This window comes from Pseudomonas sp. JL2 (genome assembly GCF_031570495.1).
Lineage (GTDB): Bacteria > Pseudomonadota > Gammaproteobacteria > Pseudomonadales > Pseudomonadaceae > Aquipseudomonas > Aquipseudomonas rhizophila.
In genome coordinates this window covers 1-16,460 of record NZ_JAKUDH010000035.1, presented here as the reverse complement: position 1 = coordinate 16,460, position 16,460 = coordinate 1, and the positions used below count along the sequence as shown (strand labels likewise).

Here is a 16,460-nt window from a genome sequence, read left to right as displayed (position 1 = left end):
TACGGGGCAGACTTTCAACCGCACGCCGATCATCAATAAACCTCAACAACACAAAAAAGCTGCCGATACCCAAGGTAAGACCCCAGTGACTGGGTTTCAGGATTGAACGGCGGATCAGGTAATGACAGAGATTTATCTGCTGATAGCACACGGCACGGATCAGGGCGAAGCGTACGTCCTGGGTTGGTTCGATGACAGGACCAAAGCCAGGGAAGTGGCCGAGCAGAAAGAATGGGAAGCCTACCGGGCGAGCCTGAAGGCGGAGCATCCATGGTCAACCCACAAACCCCTGGCGCCGGACCAGACCGACTATCGGCGCTACTGGATCAAGACCGTTTCGAAGTTTGATCAGGTGCCTGTTCCGAGGTCTTGGGCGGTTCATTGATCACTGCGGGTGAAATTCAACGAAACGAGCGTTGTCGAGGGTGGTCTAGAAAATTAAGCCCATCCGATGAGAGCATCATTATGTTGAAATTTCTTGGCGGCACCGTAGGTATCATTTTCATAATCGGCCTGATCGTGGTCATCGCCCTGTTCAAGCTGGTCTTCTGACGGCGACAGTGTCGACCACAGGCCTGGGAACGCCGTTTCTCAAGGCGTGAAAAAAGCCCAATCTTTGCAGATTGGGCTGAACCGCTCCGGGAATTCGCTAACGGGCAAACGAATAATAGCTCTTTGCCACTTATTTCGACCGCCACGCTTTCAATCGGGTGGTGGATTCACTACATTGAGTGCAACTCTGCTCTGTTGACACGGACTGTCATGACTACCCTCTCCTCGATCACTTCCGCCATTGCCCTCCAGACTCGCCCCGCTGTCGCGGCATCGCCTGCAACAGCGATAGACAGTGCTGATGTCTTCCCGGCTCGCCCATCGGTAATCGTCAGCCTGGACAGCCCGGTGGCCGATGTTGAATCACAGACCTATTCCCGCCTCGGGCAACTGCCTGGCCAGGAGAATGTTCGTGTTTGGGAAAAGGAAGGTCAGGACGCTATCACCAACATCATGGGAACCAACCCCAGATCGCTGTCGATAGCCAACCGTTTTCACCGCCTGGGTGCGGTCCTGGTGGAGCAGTTCGCCAAGAATGGTTCGAGCATTTCCCAGTCAGTGCTCCATACCACCACGGACAGGGCTTACGACGTCGCAGGGATAAAATCCGAACAGACGCTGCTGCACAATAAAGCCGACAACCTGATCAGTCTCAGCATCAAGACCGCTAGCGGCAAGACGGTCACCTTCAGCCTGACAAGCCAGGACGATGGTCTTGGCGTCCAGGCGACGGTGAATGGTGGCCCGCTGAGCGAGGAAGAACTCAAGGCGATTGGCGCTCTGAGCAGTGCCTTTCAGGCGGCTGTCGACGGGTTGACGGCCGAGCCACCCAAGCTCGACCTGGGCAAGCTGACGCAGTTTGACTCCAGCGTATTGGCATCCATTGACCTGAACGCCAAGCTTAAGGGCGTGGACGGTGAAGATCTGACCCTCGCCTTTAGCGCCGACAACCAACGCCGCACCACGCAGATGAGCGGTCCGGATGGCAAACTGAACCTGAGCGTGGACCTGAAGAACAGTGCAATCCTGGGCGATGCCAAGCAACAGGCCAACGCACTGAACAGCTACCTTGCCCAGTTTGACCGGGTGCAGGAACGTGGCAACGCCAAGGCGGCCCTGATGGAGATGTTCAAGGATGCGTTCAGCGCCATGAACAGCCACTACCCACAGGGCATGACCCTACCTGAGCGATTGACCCGTAATGCGACGGACAAAGGCCTGTTGACCGGACTGGCAGACTTCGAGGCATCCATCACTCAGACTAACGAGGCATCCAACCCGATGCACCTGTCTGAACTCGATAGCTTTGCCTATACCCTCTCGCAGAAGACTGTCGTCGCGGGCTCCATCATGCGTGACCGCAAGATCGATCAAACCCAGCAATCGAGTCTATCGGCCAGCTTTCACAAAAGCCTGAAGGGCGGGAAAGCACCTGCGCTGGGCAAAGATTACGAATCGCAGAACTATCTCTACGTACAAGTGAATGACAAGGCCAGCAGCTCAGCCAGCCTCGCCTACAAGGATGGCCGACTGACCAAAGCCTCCGTCACGCAACACGCCAGCCAGGACACACGGACACAGAAGTACGTCACGGGCAAACTGATTGAAGAGACCGTGGTGCCGAAGGAGGCTTCAGCCAGCCGCAGTCACTTGGTATTGCTGGAGTACGCCGCCAAGGAGAGCAAGAAATCCAAGGATGCGCAGGAGCAATCCTTACTCAAGGAAGCGCTCGCTACCCTCCACAGTTCGGTGATGTTGCAGGAAAATCCTTCGGCGTTGATGCGTTGAACACAGTGCTTTGCGCTGGAACAACCGTGAGTCGGTTTGATTCGACAGTCGCAGTCATCTGCATTGCCTGCGGATAAGCCAGCAAACACTCCGCGATCGCAGGCTCCAGCTCAACCCGCACTCGCCTTGTCAGAGCCCGAGCACCAAAGCGTGGATCATGCTTTCGGCACAGCCAGTTGCTTGCCGCAACGTCCAGGACCAGCGTACGACGATGCTGACCGAGACGTTGGTTGAGTTTGTTCAGTTCAATCTGCAACAACGCTTCCAGCCATTGGGTTTCGATGCGCTGGAAAACCAGGATGCGATCAATACGGTTTAGAAATTCCGGTTCGAACCAGGCGTGCAGCGCTTGCTCCAACATAGCCTGCTCACCTTGTGGGGCGATGCCGAGCCAGCGCCGCCAACCGCGTGAAAAACGTTCCCTGTAGGTGGTCGCTTGCCGGGCTCCAATGTTGCTGGTCATGAAGATCAGGCTATTGCGAAAATCCAGCGTTCGGCTACCGCCCGCCAAGGTCAATTGGCCGTTCTCAAGAATGCCCAACAAGCTACGCACCACTTCCTTGCTGGCTTTTTCCAGTTCATCGAACAGCACGATGCCTGGGCGACTGTAGGTACCTTGAATCAATTCGCTATTGAACAGACTGACGCCCTCTTTACTCCCCACATAACCAGGTGGCGCTCCGGTGAGCGCCGCCGAGTAATGTTCCTGGGCCAGGGTGTGCATGTCGATGCGACAAAAAGCATCGGCGCGACCGTGTATGGCCAGTGCCAGCAGACGGACGATTTCGGTCTTGCCGACACCGGTCGGCCCCATGAACAGGTTCACCGTCAACGGCCTCTCACGTTCACCAATATCGACCTTAACCACGTTTAGCAACGCCTCGACCGCGCTCATGGCTTGTTCTTGGCCGACAATTCGACTGCGCAACAACGCCATGACCTGAGCGGGATTGAAGACGAAACGTGAGGTCAACAAATCTGCTGCCGGTGATGCGCTGGTCAGGCCAGGCTGTGGGTGGTTTGAGTCGATGCGATCATTCACGAAAGGCATGGTTTAGCCTGCGTGTTTTTCTTTACCGTCGTGGGGAATCTCTCCCACCGGGCAATGAGCCACGCCGACGGTGCGACGGGTAAGTTTTTCGACGTGTTCCTGGGCTTTCTGCGCATCCAGTACCCAGGTGCGGTAAAAGTCGAACGGGCAGTCAGCCACTCCCTTATCGCCGTCCCCGGAGTTATAGACCCCGGTGTAACCGCGATGCAGCAGCTTGAACAAATGGTTCTGTGATTGGTCGTTCGCTCGCGCATCGCGGATTTGCGAAACGGATAATTGTGCATACTGAATGCCCATTTCCTCTTCACCGCATTCGCCCAGAGTGCGACCGTCGAAGCCAATGATCGCCGAGTGACCAAAGTAGGAGTAAACCCCATCGAAGCCGGCGGCATTGGCCACTGCCACATAGCAATTATTGGCCCAGGCCATGCTTTTGGACATCATCACCTGCTGCTCTTTGGCCGGGTACATATAGCCCTGGCACCGGACGATCAACTCCGCCCCTTTCATTGCACAGTCGCGCCAGATCTCCGGGTAGTTACCGTCATCACAAATGATCAAGCTGATCTGCAGGCCCTTCGGTCCCTCGCAGACATAGGTCCGATCACCCGGATACCAGCCTTCTATGGGGCACCAGGGAATGCACTTGCGGTACTTCTGGACGATTTCGCCCTGGTTATTGATCAACACCAACGTGTTGTACGGGGCTTTGAGAGGGTGTTCCTCATGCCGCTCACCGGTCAGTGAAAACACCCCCCACGTGTCTGCCGCACGGCACGCGGCGGAAAAGATCGCAGTCTCTTCGCCTGGAATGCTGGCGGCAGTCGCCATCATCTCATCGTGGTCGTACATGATGCCCATGGTGCTGTATTCAGGAAACACCACCAGGTCCATGCCGGGGAGACCGCTTTTCATGCCAGTGATGATGTCGGCAATCTTGCGGGCGTTTTCAATGACCTCGGCTTTTGTATGCAGCCGCGGCATTTTGTAATTGACGACCGCGACACCCACGGTATCCGGGCTGCTGGAAATATCACCATGACGCATGAAATTTACCTCTGTTAATGGCTGATCATCCAAGGTCTGGAGCCGGTTTTACTCTTGAGCCCCTGTGGATTGGCTTTGGTCGGGGCCAGCGGTTTGCTCGGTGCGCAACAACTGCACCCACTGGGGTGACGACGGTTCTGCTGGTACTCACCAAGGGTCTGCGGCGAGTGGGCACTTCGCTCGTTGGTCGCCATGGCCTGGCGTTGACTGCTCGACAACGTCGTCAGCGCCGGCGCAGACAACAGCAACGGCCCTCCTGGGCCCGCGCAAAACGGGCACTGGCACGGCTCGTGCCGTTGGGCCATAGGCCGCAACATTGTGAAACGGCCACAGGTTTGGCATTCGTACTCATAGGTCGGCATGGCGCTCTCCGGACATTGATCGGGCTCGGGCGTGTCTCACAGGTCCGGGGCGATCGGCAGATCGATACTGCCGTCGAGGTGTTTGGTGGGGCCGCTGGCGTTGGGGTTGATGTCGAACTCGAAGATTTCGGTGGGTAACCAGAGGGTCGCGCAGGCGTTGGGGATGTCGACCACGCCGCTGATATGCCCTTGCACCGGCGCAGAGCCCAACAGTGCATAGCCCTGGGCGGGCGAATAACCAAACTTGGTCAAGTAGTTGATCGCATTCAGGCAGGCCTGGCGGTACGCGATATTGACGTCCAGGTAGTGCTGCTTGCCGGCTTCATCCACCGAGATACCTTCAAAGATCAGGTAGTTCTGGTAGGTCGGGATAATCGGGCTGGGTTTGAACACCGGGTTCTTGATTCCGTACTTGGCCATGCCGCCCTTGATCAGCTCGACTTTCATATGCACCCAGCCGGCCATCTCGATTGCACCGCAAAAAGTGATCTCGCCGTCGCCCTGACTGAAGTGCAGGTCTCCCACCGACAACCCGGCGCCGTTGACGTAGACCGGGAAGAAAATCTTCGAGCCCCGGGACAGGTCCTTGATATCGCAGTTACCACCATGTTCACGCGGTGGCACGGTGCGTGCGCCGGTGGCCGCGGCATCATCCCGGGCCTGACCTTTGAGCTTGCCCATGTGCGCGGTGGCGGCCAGCGGGGCGTTAGCCAAGGGCGGCACGCGGGTCGGGTTGGTATCGATCAGCTCCTGCTCACGGCGGTTCCAGTCGGCGAGCATTACCGGATCGGGCAGGCAACCGATCAATCCGGGGTGGATCAGGCCGGCAAAGTTGACCCCGGGAATGTGCCGCGAGCTGGTGAACATGCCTTTGAAATCCCAGATAGCTTTCTGTGCGCTGGGAAAGTGATCCGTGAGGAATCCGCCGCCGTTCTGCCGCGAGAAGAAACCATTGAAGCCCCACATGGATTCGGCCTTGGCACCGATGTCCAACAGGTCGACCACCAGCAGATCCCCTGGCTCGGCGCCATGCACGCCCACTGGACCGGACAGGTAGTGCACGGTGGACAGGTCGACGTCACGCACATCCGAGGCGTCGTCGTTGTTCTTGATCGCGCCGGCGGTCCAGTCGTAAGTCTCAAGAATAAAGTCATCCCCTGGCTTGACCCAGCAAGCCATGGGAATGTCCGGATGCCAGCGGTTATGGATCTGTTCGTTCTCGGTGGCGGGCTGGTTGAGGTCGACTTTGATCAAGGTATCGGTCATGGCGAAGCTCCTGAACATTGGGGGTGTACCGCGTTGGAACCAGTCTCGAATGGCGGCCCGAATCGGCCAATACGTTGGATGACGTACCCCTGCAGGAGCTGGCTTGCCAGCTGCTACAAAGGGGGCCGATAAACCATCGCGCCGCCCGGCCGCACCTACACAGAGAGGTAGCGACTGATGGTGGCTTCGTCGACCTTGTCCCGGGTCTCTTCAACCACGAAGCGGCCCTTCTCGATCACCAGGAAGCGGTCGGCGATTTCCAGGGTGAATGACAGCACCTGCTCGGAGACCACAATGGTCAGGTCGCGCAGGTTGCGGATCTCTTTCAAAGTGCGGGCGATGTCCTTGATGATCGACGGCTGGATGCCTTCGGTAGGTTCATCGAGCAACAACACCTTGGGATTGGTCGCCAGCGCCCGGGCAATGGCCAGTTGCTGCTGTTGCCCGCCCGAGAGATTGCCGCCCTTGCGCGAGCGCATGTCGTGAAGCACCGGAAACAACGCATATAGATCTTCGGGGACCTTGCCCCGGGCCGATGCCGGCAGGCCGGTCTGAATATTTTCCAACACCGTCATGCTGGGGAAAATCATCCTCCCCTGGGGCACATAGGCGATGCCGAGCTCCACCCGCTCGTGGGTTTCCAGGTTCGAGACCTCCTGGCCATCGACGCTGACCTGCCCCCGCCACTGCGGAAGGATGCCCATCAAGCTCTTGAACAGCGTGGTCTTGCCCATACCGTTGCGTCCCATCACGGCGACGATTTCGCGTTTGGCCACGGCCAGGTCGAGGTCGTGGAGGATCTGGCTCTGGCCGTAACCACAGGACAGCTTGTCTACGTTGAACATGCCTGCTTCCTCAATGGCCTAAATAGACTTCGATGACTTTCGGGTTGTTCTGCACCGACTCCATGCTGCCCTCGGCCAGGACCTTGCCCTGGTGCAGCACCGTGACCTTATGGGCGATGCTCTTGACGAATTCCATGTCGTGTTCGATCACCAGCACCGAGCGTCCCTGGCTGATGCGCTTGAGCAGTTCTGCGGTCTGGACGCGTTCGTTGACGCTCATCCCGGCGACGGGTTCATCGAGCATCAACAGGTCAGGGTTCTGCATCAGCAGCATGCCGATCTCCAGCCACTGCTTCTGGCCGTGGGACAGCAGGTCGGCCTGTTGCTGCAACAGCTCACCGAGAAAGATCTCCCGCGCCACCTCTTCAACCCGGGCAATCACTGCGGCACTGCGTTTGAAGAACAACGCGCCCAACACCTTGCGCCCCGCCGGGTAGGACATCTCCAGGTTCTCGAACACCGTGAGGTTTTCGTAGATCGACGGGTTCTGGAATTTGCGCCCGACCCCGGCACGGACAATGTTGTACTCGCGCATCTTGGTCAGCTCCTTACCATCGAACTGAATGCTGCCGCTGGTGGCGCGGGTCTTGCCGCAGATGAGGTCGAGCACCGTGGTCTTGCCTGCGCCGTTGGGCCCGATCACCACCCGCACTTCATTGCGGTCGATGTACAGGTTGAGGTTGTCCACGGCCTTGAAGCCGTCGAAGGACACCGTCAGCCCCTCGATAACCAGCACCGGCTTGTTCATTTGAAAACCCACGGCGGTCATGGCTGCGTCTCCAGCGAAGGACGTTCAGGAGCCGAGGCTGGCGGCGCGGTGCGCGGCGCCTCTGGCAGGGGTTCGGCAACGGCAGCTTGCTGCGAGGGACGTCGCAATAAACGGCCAAGGGTCTGGCGGCCATGGCTGTCCCAGAGTCCGGCCAAGCCATTGGGGAAGTACATGACCACGGCAATGAACAGGCCGCCCATCAGGTACAGCCATAATTCGGGGAACGACTCGGAGAAATAGGTCTTGCCGTAGTTCACCAGCAAGGCCCCATACACCGCGCCGAGCAGCGACATGCGCCCGCCGACAGCGGCAAAGATCACCATCTCGATGGACGGCACGATGCCGACGAACGAAGGCGACATGAAGCCCACCTGCAAGGCGAACATGGCGCCGCCAATGGCCGAGAAGGCAGCGGCGATGCAGAACACGAAAATCTTGAAACTGGCTACGTCATAACCGGAGAAGCGCACCCGTTCCTCTTTATCGCGCATCGCCATCAGCAGCCGCCCGAGCTTCGACGCGAGGACGAAACGGCCGATGAAAATGCAGCCGAACAACAAGGCCGCGTTGATGAAGTACAGCAGCAGCTTGGCGCTGTCGCTGCGCAGGTCCCAGCCGAGCAGAGTCTTGAGATCGGTGATGCCGTTGACCCCGCCGGTCAGGCCCTGCTGGCCGACGATCAGCACCGTGAGAATCAGCGCGATGGCCTGGCTGACGATAGAGAAATAAACATCCCCCACCCGCCGCTTGAACAGCGCCATGCCAATGATGAAGGCCAGCACCACCGGCACCAGGATCACCGCTAACAGGGTGAAGCTGAAACTGTGGAACGGCACCCAGAGCCACGGCAGCTCGGTGATCTGGTTCCAGTCCATGAAATCCGGAATACCCGGCGTCGACTGGATTTTGGTGCTCTGCGGGTCGGAGGCTTCGAGCTTGAGAAACATCGCCATGCAGTAGCCGCCGACGCCGAAGAACACCCCTTGCCCGAGACTGAGAATGCCGCCATAGCCCCAACACAACACCAGGCCGACAGCGACGAAGGCATAGGTCAGGTACTTGCCCACCATGTTCAGGCGAAAGGCATCCAGGGTCAGCGGGAAGACCACGAAGATCAGCAGCGCCAACAGGGCCACGCCCAACAGGTTCTGCTTGCCCGCCAGCATCTTGTCTAAAAGCTTCATTGGCTCGCCTCTACTTGCGCACTTTGATGGAGAACAACCCTTGAGGGCGCAACATCAGGATCAGAATCACCCCGGACAGGGTCAGCACCTTGGCCATCGAACCACTGAGGAAAAATTCCGAAATCGATTGGGTCTGGGCAATGACGAACGCCGACGCAATGGTGCCGAACAGGCTTTGTGCGCCGCCGAAGACCACCACCAGGAAGGTGTCGACGATGTACTGCGAGCCCGCGGTGGGACCGGTGGAGCCGATGGTGGTAAAGGCCGCGCCGGCCACCCCCGCGACACCACAACCGAGGGCAAAGGTCATTCGGTCGACCTTGCGCGTATTGATACCCACGGCACGGCTCATCAGTCGGTTTTGCACCGTGGCCCGCACTTGCAGGCCCCAGCGTGAGCGGTAGAGCAAGAGAAAAATGGCCCCGGTGAGCAGCAGGGTCAGGGCCATCATGAACAGACCGTTGCGCGGGATCTCGATGGACTCAGTGAAGTTGAACGAGCCCATCAGCCACTCCGGCGGCGTCGCGCTGACTTCACGGGCGCCGAACACCGAACGGAAGGTCTGCTGCATCACCAGAGACAGCCCCCAGGTCGCCAGCAATGTGTCCAGCGGACGCTTGTAGAGCCGACTGATCATCGCCCACTCCACCAGCCAGCCGATGGCCCCGGCCATCAGGAACGACAGGGCGATGGCGATGAAAAAATAATAGGGTTGAAACCACGGGGCGAAATGACTGGTCAGGCTCGAGCAGACATAGGTGGTGTAGGCGCCGATCGTGAGGAACTCGCCGTGGGCCATGTTGATGACCCCCATCTGGCCGAAAATGATCGCCAACCCCAATGCCATCAACAGCAGCACGCAGAACACGGACAAGCCGTTGAACCCCTGCATCGCCGCGATGGCACCAAATTCCGATAGCCATTCCATGATGATGGACTCCTGCTTGGAGGGAGGATGTGGAAAAACGATGGAACTCCATCGCCGGCAAACCAGCTCCTACAGAGTGTTGGAGTCGGCTTGCCGAGATAGGCCCAGACCTTACTGATAGCCTTTAGGAAACGGATTCGGTTCGATCAGATCGGACTCGTACACCACTTTGAACTGGCCATCGGGTTGCACTTCACCGATGCGGGTCTTGCTCCACAGGTGATGGTTTTCATGCACTTTGACGTAGCCTTCAGGCGCGGTTTTCAACTCGATGCCCGGCGAGGCTGCAACCACTTTGTCGATATCGAAGCTGCCGGCTTTTTCCACCGCAGCCTTCCACAACCATGGGCCCAGATACGCGGCCTGGGTCACGTCGCCGATCACCGAATCCTTGCCGTACTTGGCCTTGAAAGCGTCGACGAAGGCTTTGTTGTTGGGGTTGTCCAAGCTCTGGAAGTACTTCATCGAGGCGTAGAAGCCGGCCATGTTTTCGCCGCCGATGCCCAGCAATTCATCCTCGGTCACCGACAGGGTGAGCAAGGTCTGCTTGGCCGAATTGACGCCCGCCGCATTGAGTTGTTTGTAGAAGGCCACGTTGGAGCCACCCACCACCGCGGCGAACACAACGTCGGGCTTCTTCAGCTTGACTTTGTTGATCAGCGAGCCGAACTGGGTGTTGCCCAGCGGGTAGTAGTCTTCGCCGACCACGGTGCCGTGCAGCACGTTTTCAATGTGTTTGCGCGCAATCTTCATCGAGGTGCGTGGCCAGATATAGTCCGACCCCACCAGGTAGAAGGTTTTGGCGCCTTTGGTCTTGGCGATCCAGTCGAGGCTGGCGAGGATTTGCTGGGTGGCTTCCTGGCCGGTGTAGATCACGTTCTTCGACTGCTCCAGCCCCTCGTAGAAAGTCGGGTAGTAGAGCAGGCCGTTTTCTTTCTCGAAAATCGGCAGCACAGCCTTGCGCGAGGCCGAGGTCCAGCAACCGAACACCGTTGCCACCTTGTCGTTGACCAGAAGCTTCTTGGCCTTCTCGGCGAAGGTCGGCCAGTCGGAGGCGCCGTCTTCCTGGATCACCTTGATCTGCCGACCGAGAATGCCGCCTGAAGCGTTGATCTGCTCGATGGCCAGGCGTTCGGCCTGGATCGAGCCGGTCTCGGAAATCGCCATGGTGCCGGTGGCCGAGTGCAACTGGCCGACCGTGACTTCAGTGGCGGTCACCGCCAGGCCGGTGCTGTTGGCCTCGTCCGCCCACACACCCTGGCTGAACACACTGGCAGCCAATAACGACAGGGCCGCCGCCCCCAGAGCCAGGCGGCGCGGCAACAGGCCTTTAGTGCGGATCAATCGTGGTTCCATGCTGCTACTCCTCTGCGGTGACGCTGACAGCTCGCCTTGAGGCGGCCGGCAACGGTGGTGGCATCAGCATGGCGGCGCGGATCGGTGACGGGTATACGCAGCCTGACGTAAGCGCATACGTCATTTGACGTAGGGAAAAATGCACCAAGGCGGCGCAGGCTATCGCCCCAGGCCCCGCCTGAACGGCACTGCGCGGACGCGCGCGCAGGCAACAGCTGGCGCGGCAAGACGGCGTGGTGCAGGGCATGAAAATTGCTCGGCTATCCGCCACGGGCACACCCGACAGGCACGGAGCGCCTTGACCCAGGAGTCTTTCGCCGTGCTTCCACCTGGCACCCAGCGCATCGCCAAGATCCGTCGCGACTACAACAGTTGGGTCGCCGACGAAACCATGGAAGACTACGCCCTGCGTTACACACCAAAGTCCTTCCGCAAGTGGTCGGAGCTGCGCATTGCCAACACCGCCCTGGGCGCGGTGTCGTTCCTGGCCCTGGAGGCGATTGGCGGGGTATTGGCCCTGAGCTACGGCTTCACCAACACCTTCTGGGCGATCCTCGCCGTGAGCCTGATCATCTTCCTCACCGGCCTGCCCGTCAGCTACTACGCCGCCCGCTACGGCGTCGATATGGACCTGCTGACCCGCGGTGCCGGCTTCGGCTACATCGGCTCGACCATCACCTCGCTGATCTACGCCAGCTTCACCTTTCTGTTCTTCGCCCTGGAAGCAGCGATCATGGCCCTGGCCTTGGAGCTGTACTTCCATATCCCATTGGCCTTTGCCTATGTGATCTGCTCTGTGCTGGTGATCCCCCTGGTGGCCTATGGGGTGACCCTGATCAGCCGCCTGCAACTCTGGACCCAGCCATTGTGGCTGGTGCTGCTGGTGCTGCCCTATCTGTTTGTGCTGCTGAAAAACCCCGAGGCCTTCAGCGACTGGACCAGTTTCCAGGGCCGTGATGCCAGCGGCGACTTCAATCTGCTGGCGTTTTGCGCAGCCTGTACCGTGGCCCTATCCCTGGTGACGCAGATCGGCGAACAGGTCGACTACCTGCGCTTCCTGCCGGAAAAAACCGCGGCCAACCGCAAGCGCTGGTGGGCCGCCCTGCTCTGCGCCGGCCCCGGCTGGATCCTGCCCGGCGCGCTGAAAATGTTCGCTGGCGCCTTCCTGGCGTTTCTCGCTCTGCAACACGAGATCCCCATCGAGCGCGCTACGGAACCGACCCAGATGTACCTGGTGGCCTTCGGTTATGTGTTCGCCTCGCCGGAATGGGCCCTGGCGGCCATGGTGCTGTTCGTCTTCGTCTCGCAGATGAAGATCAACCTGACCAACGCCTACGCCGGTTCCCTGGCTTGGTCGAACTTTTTCGCCCGGGTCACCCACAGTCACCCCGGCCGCGTAGTTTGGCTGGTGTTCAATGTGGCCATTGCCCTGATGCTGATGGAGTTGGGGGTATTCGACGTCATCGACCAGGTGCTCGGTCTCTACGCCAACATCGCCATCGCCTGGATCGGCTCGGTGGTCGCCGACCTGGTGATCAACAAACCCTTGGGGTTGTCACCGAAATACATCGAGTTCAAGCGCGCTCACCTCTACGACATCAACCCGGTGGGCGTCGGCTCCATGCTGATTGCCTCGCTGCTGTCGGTCCTCGCCCACTTCGGTCTATTCGGTGCACTGGCCCAGGCCGCTCCGCCCTTCGTCGCCCTCGGTACCTCGCTGGTCATGACCCCGCTGCTGGCCTGGGCCACCCGTAGCCGCTATTACATCGCCCGCACCAGCGATCCGTTACTGCTGCAACCGGTAGCTGCGAGCACGCAGATCACCTGCGGCCTGTGCAGCAACCCATTCGAAACCGCCGACATGGCTTTCTGTCCGGCCTACAGCACGCCCATCTGCTCGCTTTGCTGTTCGCTGGACGCGCGTTGCGGCGATCGCTGCAAACCCCACGGGCGTCTGTCGGCGCAATTCGAAGCGCTGTTGCATTGGTTGTTGCCCAATGCCACGGTGCCACGCCTGCACACCCGGCTAGTCCATTACTTGGGCCTGCTGCTCGCGCTGATCCTGATGCTCAGCGGCGCTCTGGCGCTGATCTATGGCCAGGCCTCCCAGGGGCTGCCTCACTCGCCGCAAGCCCAGGCGACGCTGTACCAGGCATTTTTCCAGGCCTTCCTGACGCTCTCGGTACTGGCGGCCATCCTCGCCTGGTGGGTGGTTCTGACGCGGGAAAGCCGCCGCGTGGCCCAAGAAGAATCGGACCGCCAGACCCTGCTGCTGATGCAGGAAATCGAAGCCCACCGCTTGACCGACCAGGCCCTGCAAGATGCCAAGGAGGCTTCCGAGGCGGCCAACGCGGCCAAGAGTCGCTACGTCACCGGACTGTCCCACGAACTGCGTACGCCGTTGAACAGCATCCTCGGTTTTACCCAGATCCTGCAGCGCGATGCGGCCATGCCGGAGCAGCATCAGGATGCCCTGGCGACCATCCTGCGCAGCGGCTCTCACCTGCTGTCGCTGATCGACGGCCTGCTCGATGTAGCCAAGATCGAGGCCGGCAAATTGCGCCTGGAACCGACGGAAATCCCCTTCCCGGAACTGATCCACGATCTGGAGCAGATGTTCACCCCACAAGCCCGGGACAAAGGGTTGCGCTTTCGCCTGGAGCTGATCGGCAAGATACCGGCGGTAGTGCGGGGCGACGAAAAGCGCGTCCGGCAGATCCTCATTAACCTGTTGGGCAATGCGGTCAACTTCACCGACAGCGGCGAGGTCTGCCTGCGGGTCAGTTACATGCGCGAGACGGCAACCTTCGACATCATCGACACGGGTATCGGCATCGACCCCGAGCACATCGAGCGAATCTTCCAGCCTTTCGAGCGCGGTGATCTGATGCGCCAGGACAAGGGCGTTGGCCTGGGCCTGACCATTACCCGCATGCTCACCTCGCTGATGGGCGGCGAGTTGCAGGTCAAGAGTCAGCAGGACAAGGGCACCTGTTTCCAGGTGCGCCTGTTTCTCTCGCAAGTACGGGTGCCGCAAGCGGTGATCCATGTCGAACACGACATCATCGGCTACCAGGGGCCGCGGCGTCTGGTGCTGGTAGTGGACGACCATGTGGACCATCGCAAGGTCCTCAGCGGCATGCTTACGCCCCTGGGCTTTGAAGTGATCCAGGCCAGCAACGGCCAGGAAGCGATTCGCCAGGTCGCCCTGCGGGGGCCGGATCTGATCCTCATGGACCTGTCGATGCCGACGATGGATGGCTGGGAAACCAGCCGACTGATCCGCCGCAATGCGTTGTCCACAGCACCGATCATCGTGATATCGGCCAATGCCTTTAACGACGAGCGCGAGCGCAGCCTGGCCAGTGCCTGCAACGACTACCTTGCCAAGCCGGTACACACCCCAGAGCTGCTCGAACGGATCCAGCAGCAACTCGACCTGCGCTGGCTGCGCCGCGAAAAACCAGCCCCTGCGACATTCCCCGTACCGGGGGTATTGCCCTCACAGCCTGACCTCATCGCCCTCGGCGAACTCAGCGCCATTGGCTACGTACGCGGTCTGCACGAAAAACTTGACGCCATCCAGGCCGAGACGCCAGCCACCGCCCCTTTCATCAGTTCCCTACGCAAGCTGCTGAAAAACTTTCGCCTGGACGAAATCAACCGCGCCCTCAAGGAGGCAGAAGATGAATGTATTGACCTCAGTCGCTGAGCCCGGTGTCGTGCTGATTGTGGACGACACCCCGGACAACCTCGCCATGCTCTCCGACGCCCTCAACGATGCCGGCTACATGGTGCTGGTGGCCCTCGACGGGCTCAGCGCCCTGAACCGCATCGAACGCCGGCGTCCGGACCTGATCCTGCTGGATGCGATGATGCCGGGCCTGGACGGTTTCGAGACCTGCCGGCGGATCAAGGAGCAACCGGCCAACGCCGATATTCCGGTGCTGTTCATGACCGCGCTGACGGAAAGCAGGCATGTGGTCCAGGGCTTTGAAGTCGGTGGCAGCGACTACGTGACCAAGCCGATCCAGACCGACGAAGTGCTGGCCCGGGTCGCCGCACACCTGCGCACCTCGCGCATCCTGCTGTCGGCCCGAGCGGCGTCACAGCCAGCCGCGCCGAGCCTGGACGACGAGCCGGCGCAGAGGGTGCTGTCGGCACGCTTTCAGCTCACCGGTCGGGAAGTCGAGGTTCTGCGCTGGGTGGCCTGCGGCAAGACCAACCGCGACATCGGCACCATTCTTGATCTGAGCCCACGCACCGTGAACAAACATCTGGAGCATGTGTATGTGAAGTTAGGTGTAGAAACGCGCACAGCAGCGACCTCCGTGGCCTTGTCGGCCATGACCGATTCTCGCAACAGTGTTTCAAGGTAAGCCGCGATAACCAGACGTATTGTTGGATCTATTCCCGGCTGCATCCGGCAATGGTCACAGTAGCGCCGCAGGGCTTCAGCATCGAAGCCCTTGTCAGCAAAAAAACAGCAACAGCGCCGAGCGTGGGCATCTGATCGAGGCTGCGAATACGGTATCCGCAGCCGAAGAAGTACCGCATCCCAAACTGGAACATAAACGACGAGAAAGGGCTTGGGGTCCACGTTTGGGCTACGTTCGTGGGCGAAGACTCTCCCCGCGAACTGACCACCTTGATGACTCAAGCGCGAACACGGAACTCGACGCTATGGGCGGACGATCCATGCAGCAGATCGCGTACCTGACCCTCAAAAAATGCGCCCGGCTGTATTGCCCTGACGTGATCTTGGGCGTGTACACACGCGACGAACTGGACGACGGCTATGCGCTTTCTGAAACAGACGTTACCCCCGAGATCTACCCACGAAAAGCCAGCAGACGTGGGCGCCGTGCCAGTTCCTCAGGGTGATACAACCGACGCAACCGCCTGAAGCCGCAGCAGCGCCGCGCCATTGGTGTAACTCGTCACGGCGAGCTGAAGTCGATTGTGCAGACTATCGAAGCAGAGTTCACAACTCTCAAGGAGGGATTCGACGTTAATGCCGACAGCGATCTGCAGGACGGCAATCAATGAGCGCCTCTGTAGAGCTTCAGCGCACGGAGCAGTGGCATCAGGACCGCAGCGGTCGCCTAACAGCAAGCAGGTTCAAGGATGTGATTGCTTGGGGTGATCGTGACAAGCACGGCAAGCGCAAACCACTTGCTGCCCGCACCACCTACATGCGCGAACTGGCATTTGAACGGCTGGCTAACAGATCGAAACATTCGGTCAGCAGCAAGTCGATGGCCTGGGGCTCCGAGGTTGAGCAGTCGAGTCATGACTTTTACGAAATCCTG

The 16,460-nt window shown here is 59.6% G+C and carries 16 protein-coding genes; 7 read left to right on the top strand and 9 right to left on the bottom strand.

The annotated features are described in order from the left end of the window. Nucleotides 1-121: 121 nt before the first annotated feature. Together MKS85_RS27285 and MKS85_RS27280 are read left to right on the top strand one after the other, a co-directional pair. Nucleotides 122-385 (top strand): hypothetical protein, encoded by a 264-nt coding sequence (locus tag MKS85_RS27285; RefSeq protein WP_047229356.1) that lies wholly within the window; start codon nt 122-124, stop codon nt 383-385. A gap of 377 nt (nt 386-762) precedes the next feature. Continuing rightward, the gene (locus MKS85_RS27280) at nt 763-2,340 is read left to right on the top strand and encodes a lactate dehydrogenase (RefSeq protein ID WP_310663200.1); all 1,578 of its coding nucleotides are present in this window, start codon (nt 763-765) and stop codon (nt 2,338-2,340) included. Here the strand turns inward: MKS85_RS27280 and MKS85_RS27275 are convergent. The 9 genes from MKS85_RS27275 to urtA form a co-directional block, all read right to left on the bottom strand. Further along, nucleotides 2,285-3,391, bottom strand: coding sequence for an AAA family ATPase (locus MKS85_RS27275; protein ID WP_310663199.1), 1,107 nt, complete (start codon nt 3,389-3,391; stop codon nt 2,285-2,287). The two genes, MKS85_RS27280 and MKS85_RS27275, sit on opposite strands and share 56 nt — an antisense overlap. A 3-nt stretch (nt 3,392-3,394) precedes the next feature. Continuing rightward, on the bottom strand, nt 3,395-4,438 hold the full coding sequence (locus tag MKS85_RS27270; protein ID WP_310663198.1) for an aliphatic amidase: 1,044 nt from the start codon (nt 4,436-4,438) through the stop codon (nt 3,395-3,397). 14 nt (nt 4,439-4,452) lie between these two features. Then, the gene (locus tag MKS85_RS27265) at nt 4,453-4,800 is read right to left on the bottom strand and encodes an FmdB family zinc ribbon protein (RefSeq protein ID WP_310663197.1); all 348 of its coding nucleotides are present in this window, start codon (nt 4,798-4,800) and stop codon (nt 4,453-4,455) included. A 36-nt stretch (nt 4,801-4,836) separates the two neighbouring features. Next, on the bottom strand, nt 4,837-6,066 hold the full coding sequence (fmdA, locus tag MKS85_RS27260; RefSeq protein WP_310663196.1) for a formamidase: 1,230 nt from the start codon (nt 6,064-6,066) through the stop codon (nt 4,837-4,839). Between the two features lie 155 nt (nt 6,067-6,221). Further along, nucleotides 6,222-6,911, bottom strand: coding sequence for an urea ABC transporter ATP-binding subunit UrtE (urtE, locus tag MKS85_RS27255; protein WP_310663195.1), 690 nt, complete (start codon nt 6,909-6,911; stop codon nt 6,222-6,224). A gap of 10 nt (nt 6,912-6,921) precedes the next feature. Then, a complete protein-coding gene (urtD, locus tag MKS85_RS27250) occupies nt 6,922-7,680 on the bottom strand; it encodes an urea ABC transporter ATP-binding protein UrtD (RefSeq protein WP_310663194.1) in 759 nt (252 codons plus the stop codon). Next, nucleotides 7,677-8,864, bottom strand: coding sequence for an urea ABC transporter permease subunit UrtC (gene urtC, locus MKS85_RS27245; protein WP_310663193.1), 1,188 nt, complete (start codon nt 8,862-8,864; stop codon nt 7,677-7,679). Before urtC ends, urtD begins: the two co-directional genes overlap by 4 nt. A 10-nt stretch (nt 8,865-8,874) precedes the next feature. Next, a complete protein-coding gene (urtB, locus tag MKS85_RS27240; RefSeq protein WP_047229347.1) occupies nt 8,875-9,792 on the bottom strand; it encodes an urea ABC transporter permease subunit UrtB in 918 nt (305 codons plus the stop codon). Between the two features lie 111 nt (nt 9,793-9,903). Beyond that, the gene (gene urtA, locus MKS85_RS27235) at nt 9,904-11,148 is read right to left on the bottom strand and encodes an urea ABC transporter substrate-binding protein (protein ID WP_047229346.1); all 1,245 of its coding nucleotides are present in this window, start codon (nt 11,146-11,148) and stop codon (nt 9,904-9,906) included. 319 nt (nt 11,149-11,467) lie between these two features. On the opposite strand from urtA, the gene MKS85_RS27230 reads away from it, so the two are divergent. From MKS85_RS27230 to MKS85_RS27215, 5 genes are all read left to right on the top strand, one after another. Beyond that, nucleotides 11,468-14,860, top strand: a complete 3,393-nt coding sequence (locus MKS85_RS27230; RefSeq protein WP_310663192.1) for an ATP-binding protein — start codon at nt 11,468-11,470, stop codon at nt 14,858-14,860. Further along, nucleotides 14,835-15,527 carry a response regulator gene (locus tag MKS85_RS27225; RefSeq protein WP_310663191.1) on the top strand — a complete coding sequence of 231 codons (693 nt, stop codon included), beginning with the start codon at nt 14,835-14,837 and terminating at the stop codon, nt 15,525-15,527. The genes MKS85_RS27230 and MKS85_RS27225 overlap by 26 nt, the downstream gene beginning before the upstream one ends. A 140-nt stretch (nt 15,528-15,667) precedes the next feature. Then, nucleotides 15,668-15,868: a recombinase RecT gene (locus tag MKS85_RS29085; protein ID WP_409078034.1), complete on the top strand. Its 201-nt coding sequence runs from the start codon at nt 15,668-15,670 to the stop codon at nt 15,866-15,868. Beyond that, on the top strand, nt 15,847-16,032 hold the full coding sequence (locus tag MKS85_RS27220; RefSeq protein WP_310663190.1) for a recombinase RecT: 186 nt from the start codon (nt 15,847-15,849) through the stop codon (nt 16,030-16,032). Before MKS85_RS29085 ends, MKS85_RS27220 begins: the two co-directional genes overlap by 22 nt. A 161-nt stretch (nt 16,033-16,193) precedes the next feature. After that, a partial coding sequence (locus MKS85_RS27215; protein ID WP_310663189.1) for a YqaJ viral recombinase family protein occupies nt 16,194-16,460 on the top strand: 267 nt, incomplete at its 3' end.

Excerpts from the sequence above, each read along its gene's own strand:
- fmdA (WP_310663196.1), bottom strand. The coding sequence starts at position 6,066 with ATGACCGATACCTTGATCAAAGTCGACCTCAACCAGCCCGCCACCGAG.
- MKS85_RS27280 (WP_310663200.1), top strand. The coding sequence starts at position 763 with ATGACTACCCTCTCCTCGATCACTTCCGCCATTGCCCTCCAGACTCGC.
- MKS85_RS27270 (WP_310663198.1), bottom strand. The coding sequence starts at position 4,438 with ATGCGTCATGGTGATATTTCCAGCAGCCCGGATACCGTGGGTGTCGCG.
- MKS85_RS27275 (WP_310663199.1), bottom strand. The coding sequence starts at position 3,391 with ATGCCTTTCGTGAATGATCGCATCGACTCAAACCACCCACAGCCTGGC.
- urtB (WP_047229347.1), bottom strand. The coding sequence starts at position 9,792 with ATGGAATGGCTATCGGAATTTGGTGCCATCGCGGCGATGCAGGGGTTC.
- MKS85_RS27225 (WP_310663191.1), top strand. The coding sequence starts at position 14,835 with ATGAATGTATTGACCTCAGTCGCTGAGCCCGGTGTCGTGCTGATTGTG.
- urtC (WP_310663193.1), bottom strand. The coding sequence starts at position 8,864 with ATGAAGCTTTTAGACAAGATGCTGGCGGGCAAGCAGAACCTGTTGGGC.
- urtA (WP_047229346.1), bottom strand. The coding sequence starts at position 11,148 with ATGGAACCACGATTGATCCGCACTAAAGGCCTGTTGCCGCGCCGCCTG.
- MKS85_RS27285 (WP_047229356.1), top strand. The coding sequence starts at position 122 with ATGACAGAGATTTATCTGCTGATAGCACACGGCACGGATCAGGGCGAA.
- urtE (WP_310663195.1), bottom strand. The coding sequence starts at position 6,911 with ATGTTCAACGTAGACAAGCTGTCCTGTGGTTACGGCCAGAGCCAGATC.
- MKS85_RS27265 (WP_310663197.1), bottom strand. The coding sequence starts at position 4,800 with ATGCCGACCTATGAGTACGAATGCCAAACCTGTGGCCGTTTCACAATG.
- MKS85_RS27220 (WP_310663190.1), top strand. The coding sequence starts at position 15,847 with ATGCAGCAGATCGCGTACCTGACCCTCAAAAAATGCGCCCGGCTGTAT.
- urtD (WP_310663194.1), bottom strand. The coding sequence starts at position 7,680 with ATGACCGCCGTGGGTTTTCAAATGAACAAGCCGGTGCTGGTTATCGAG.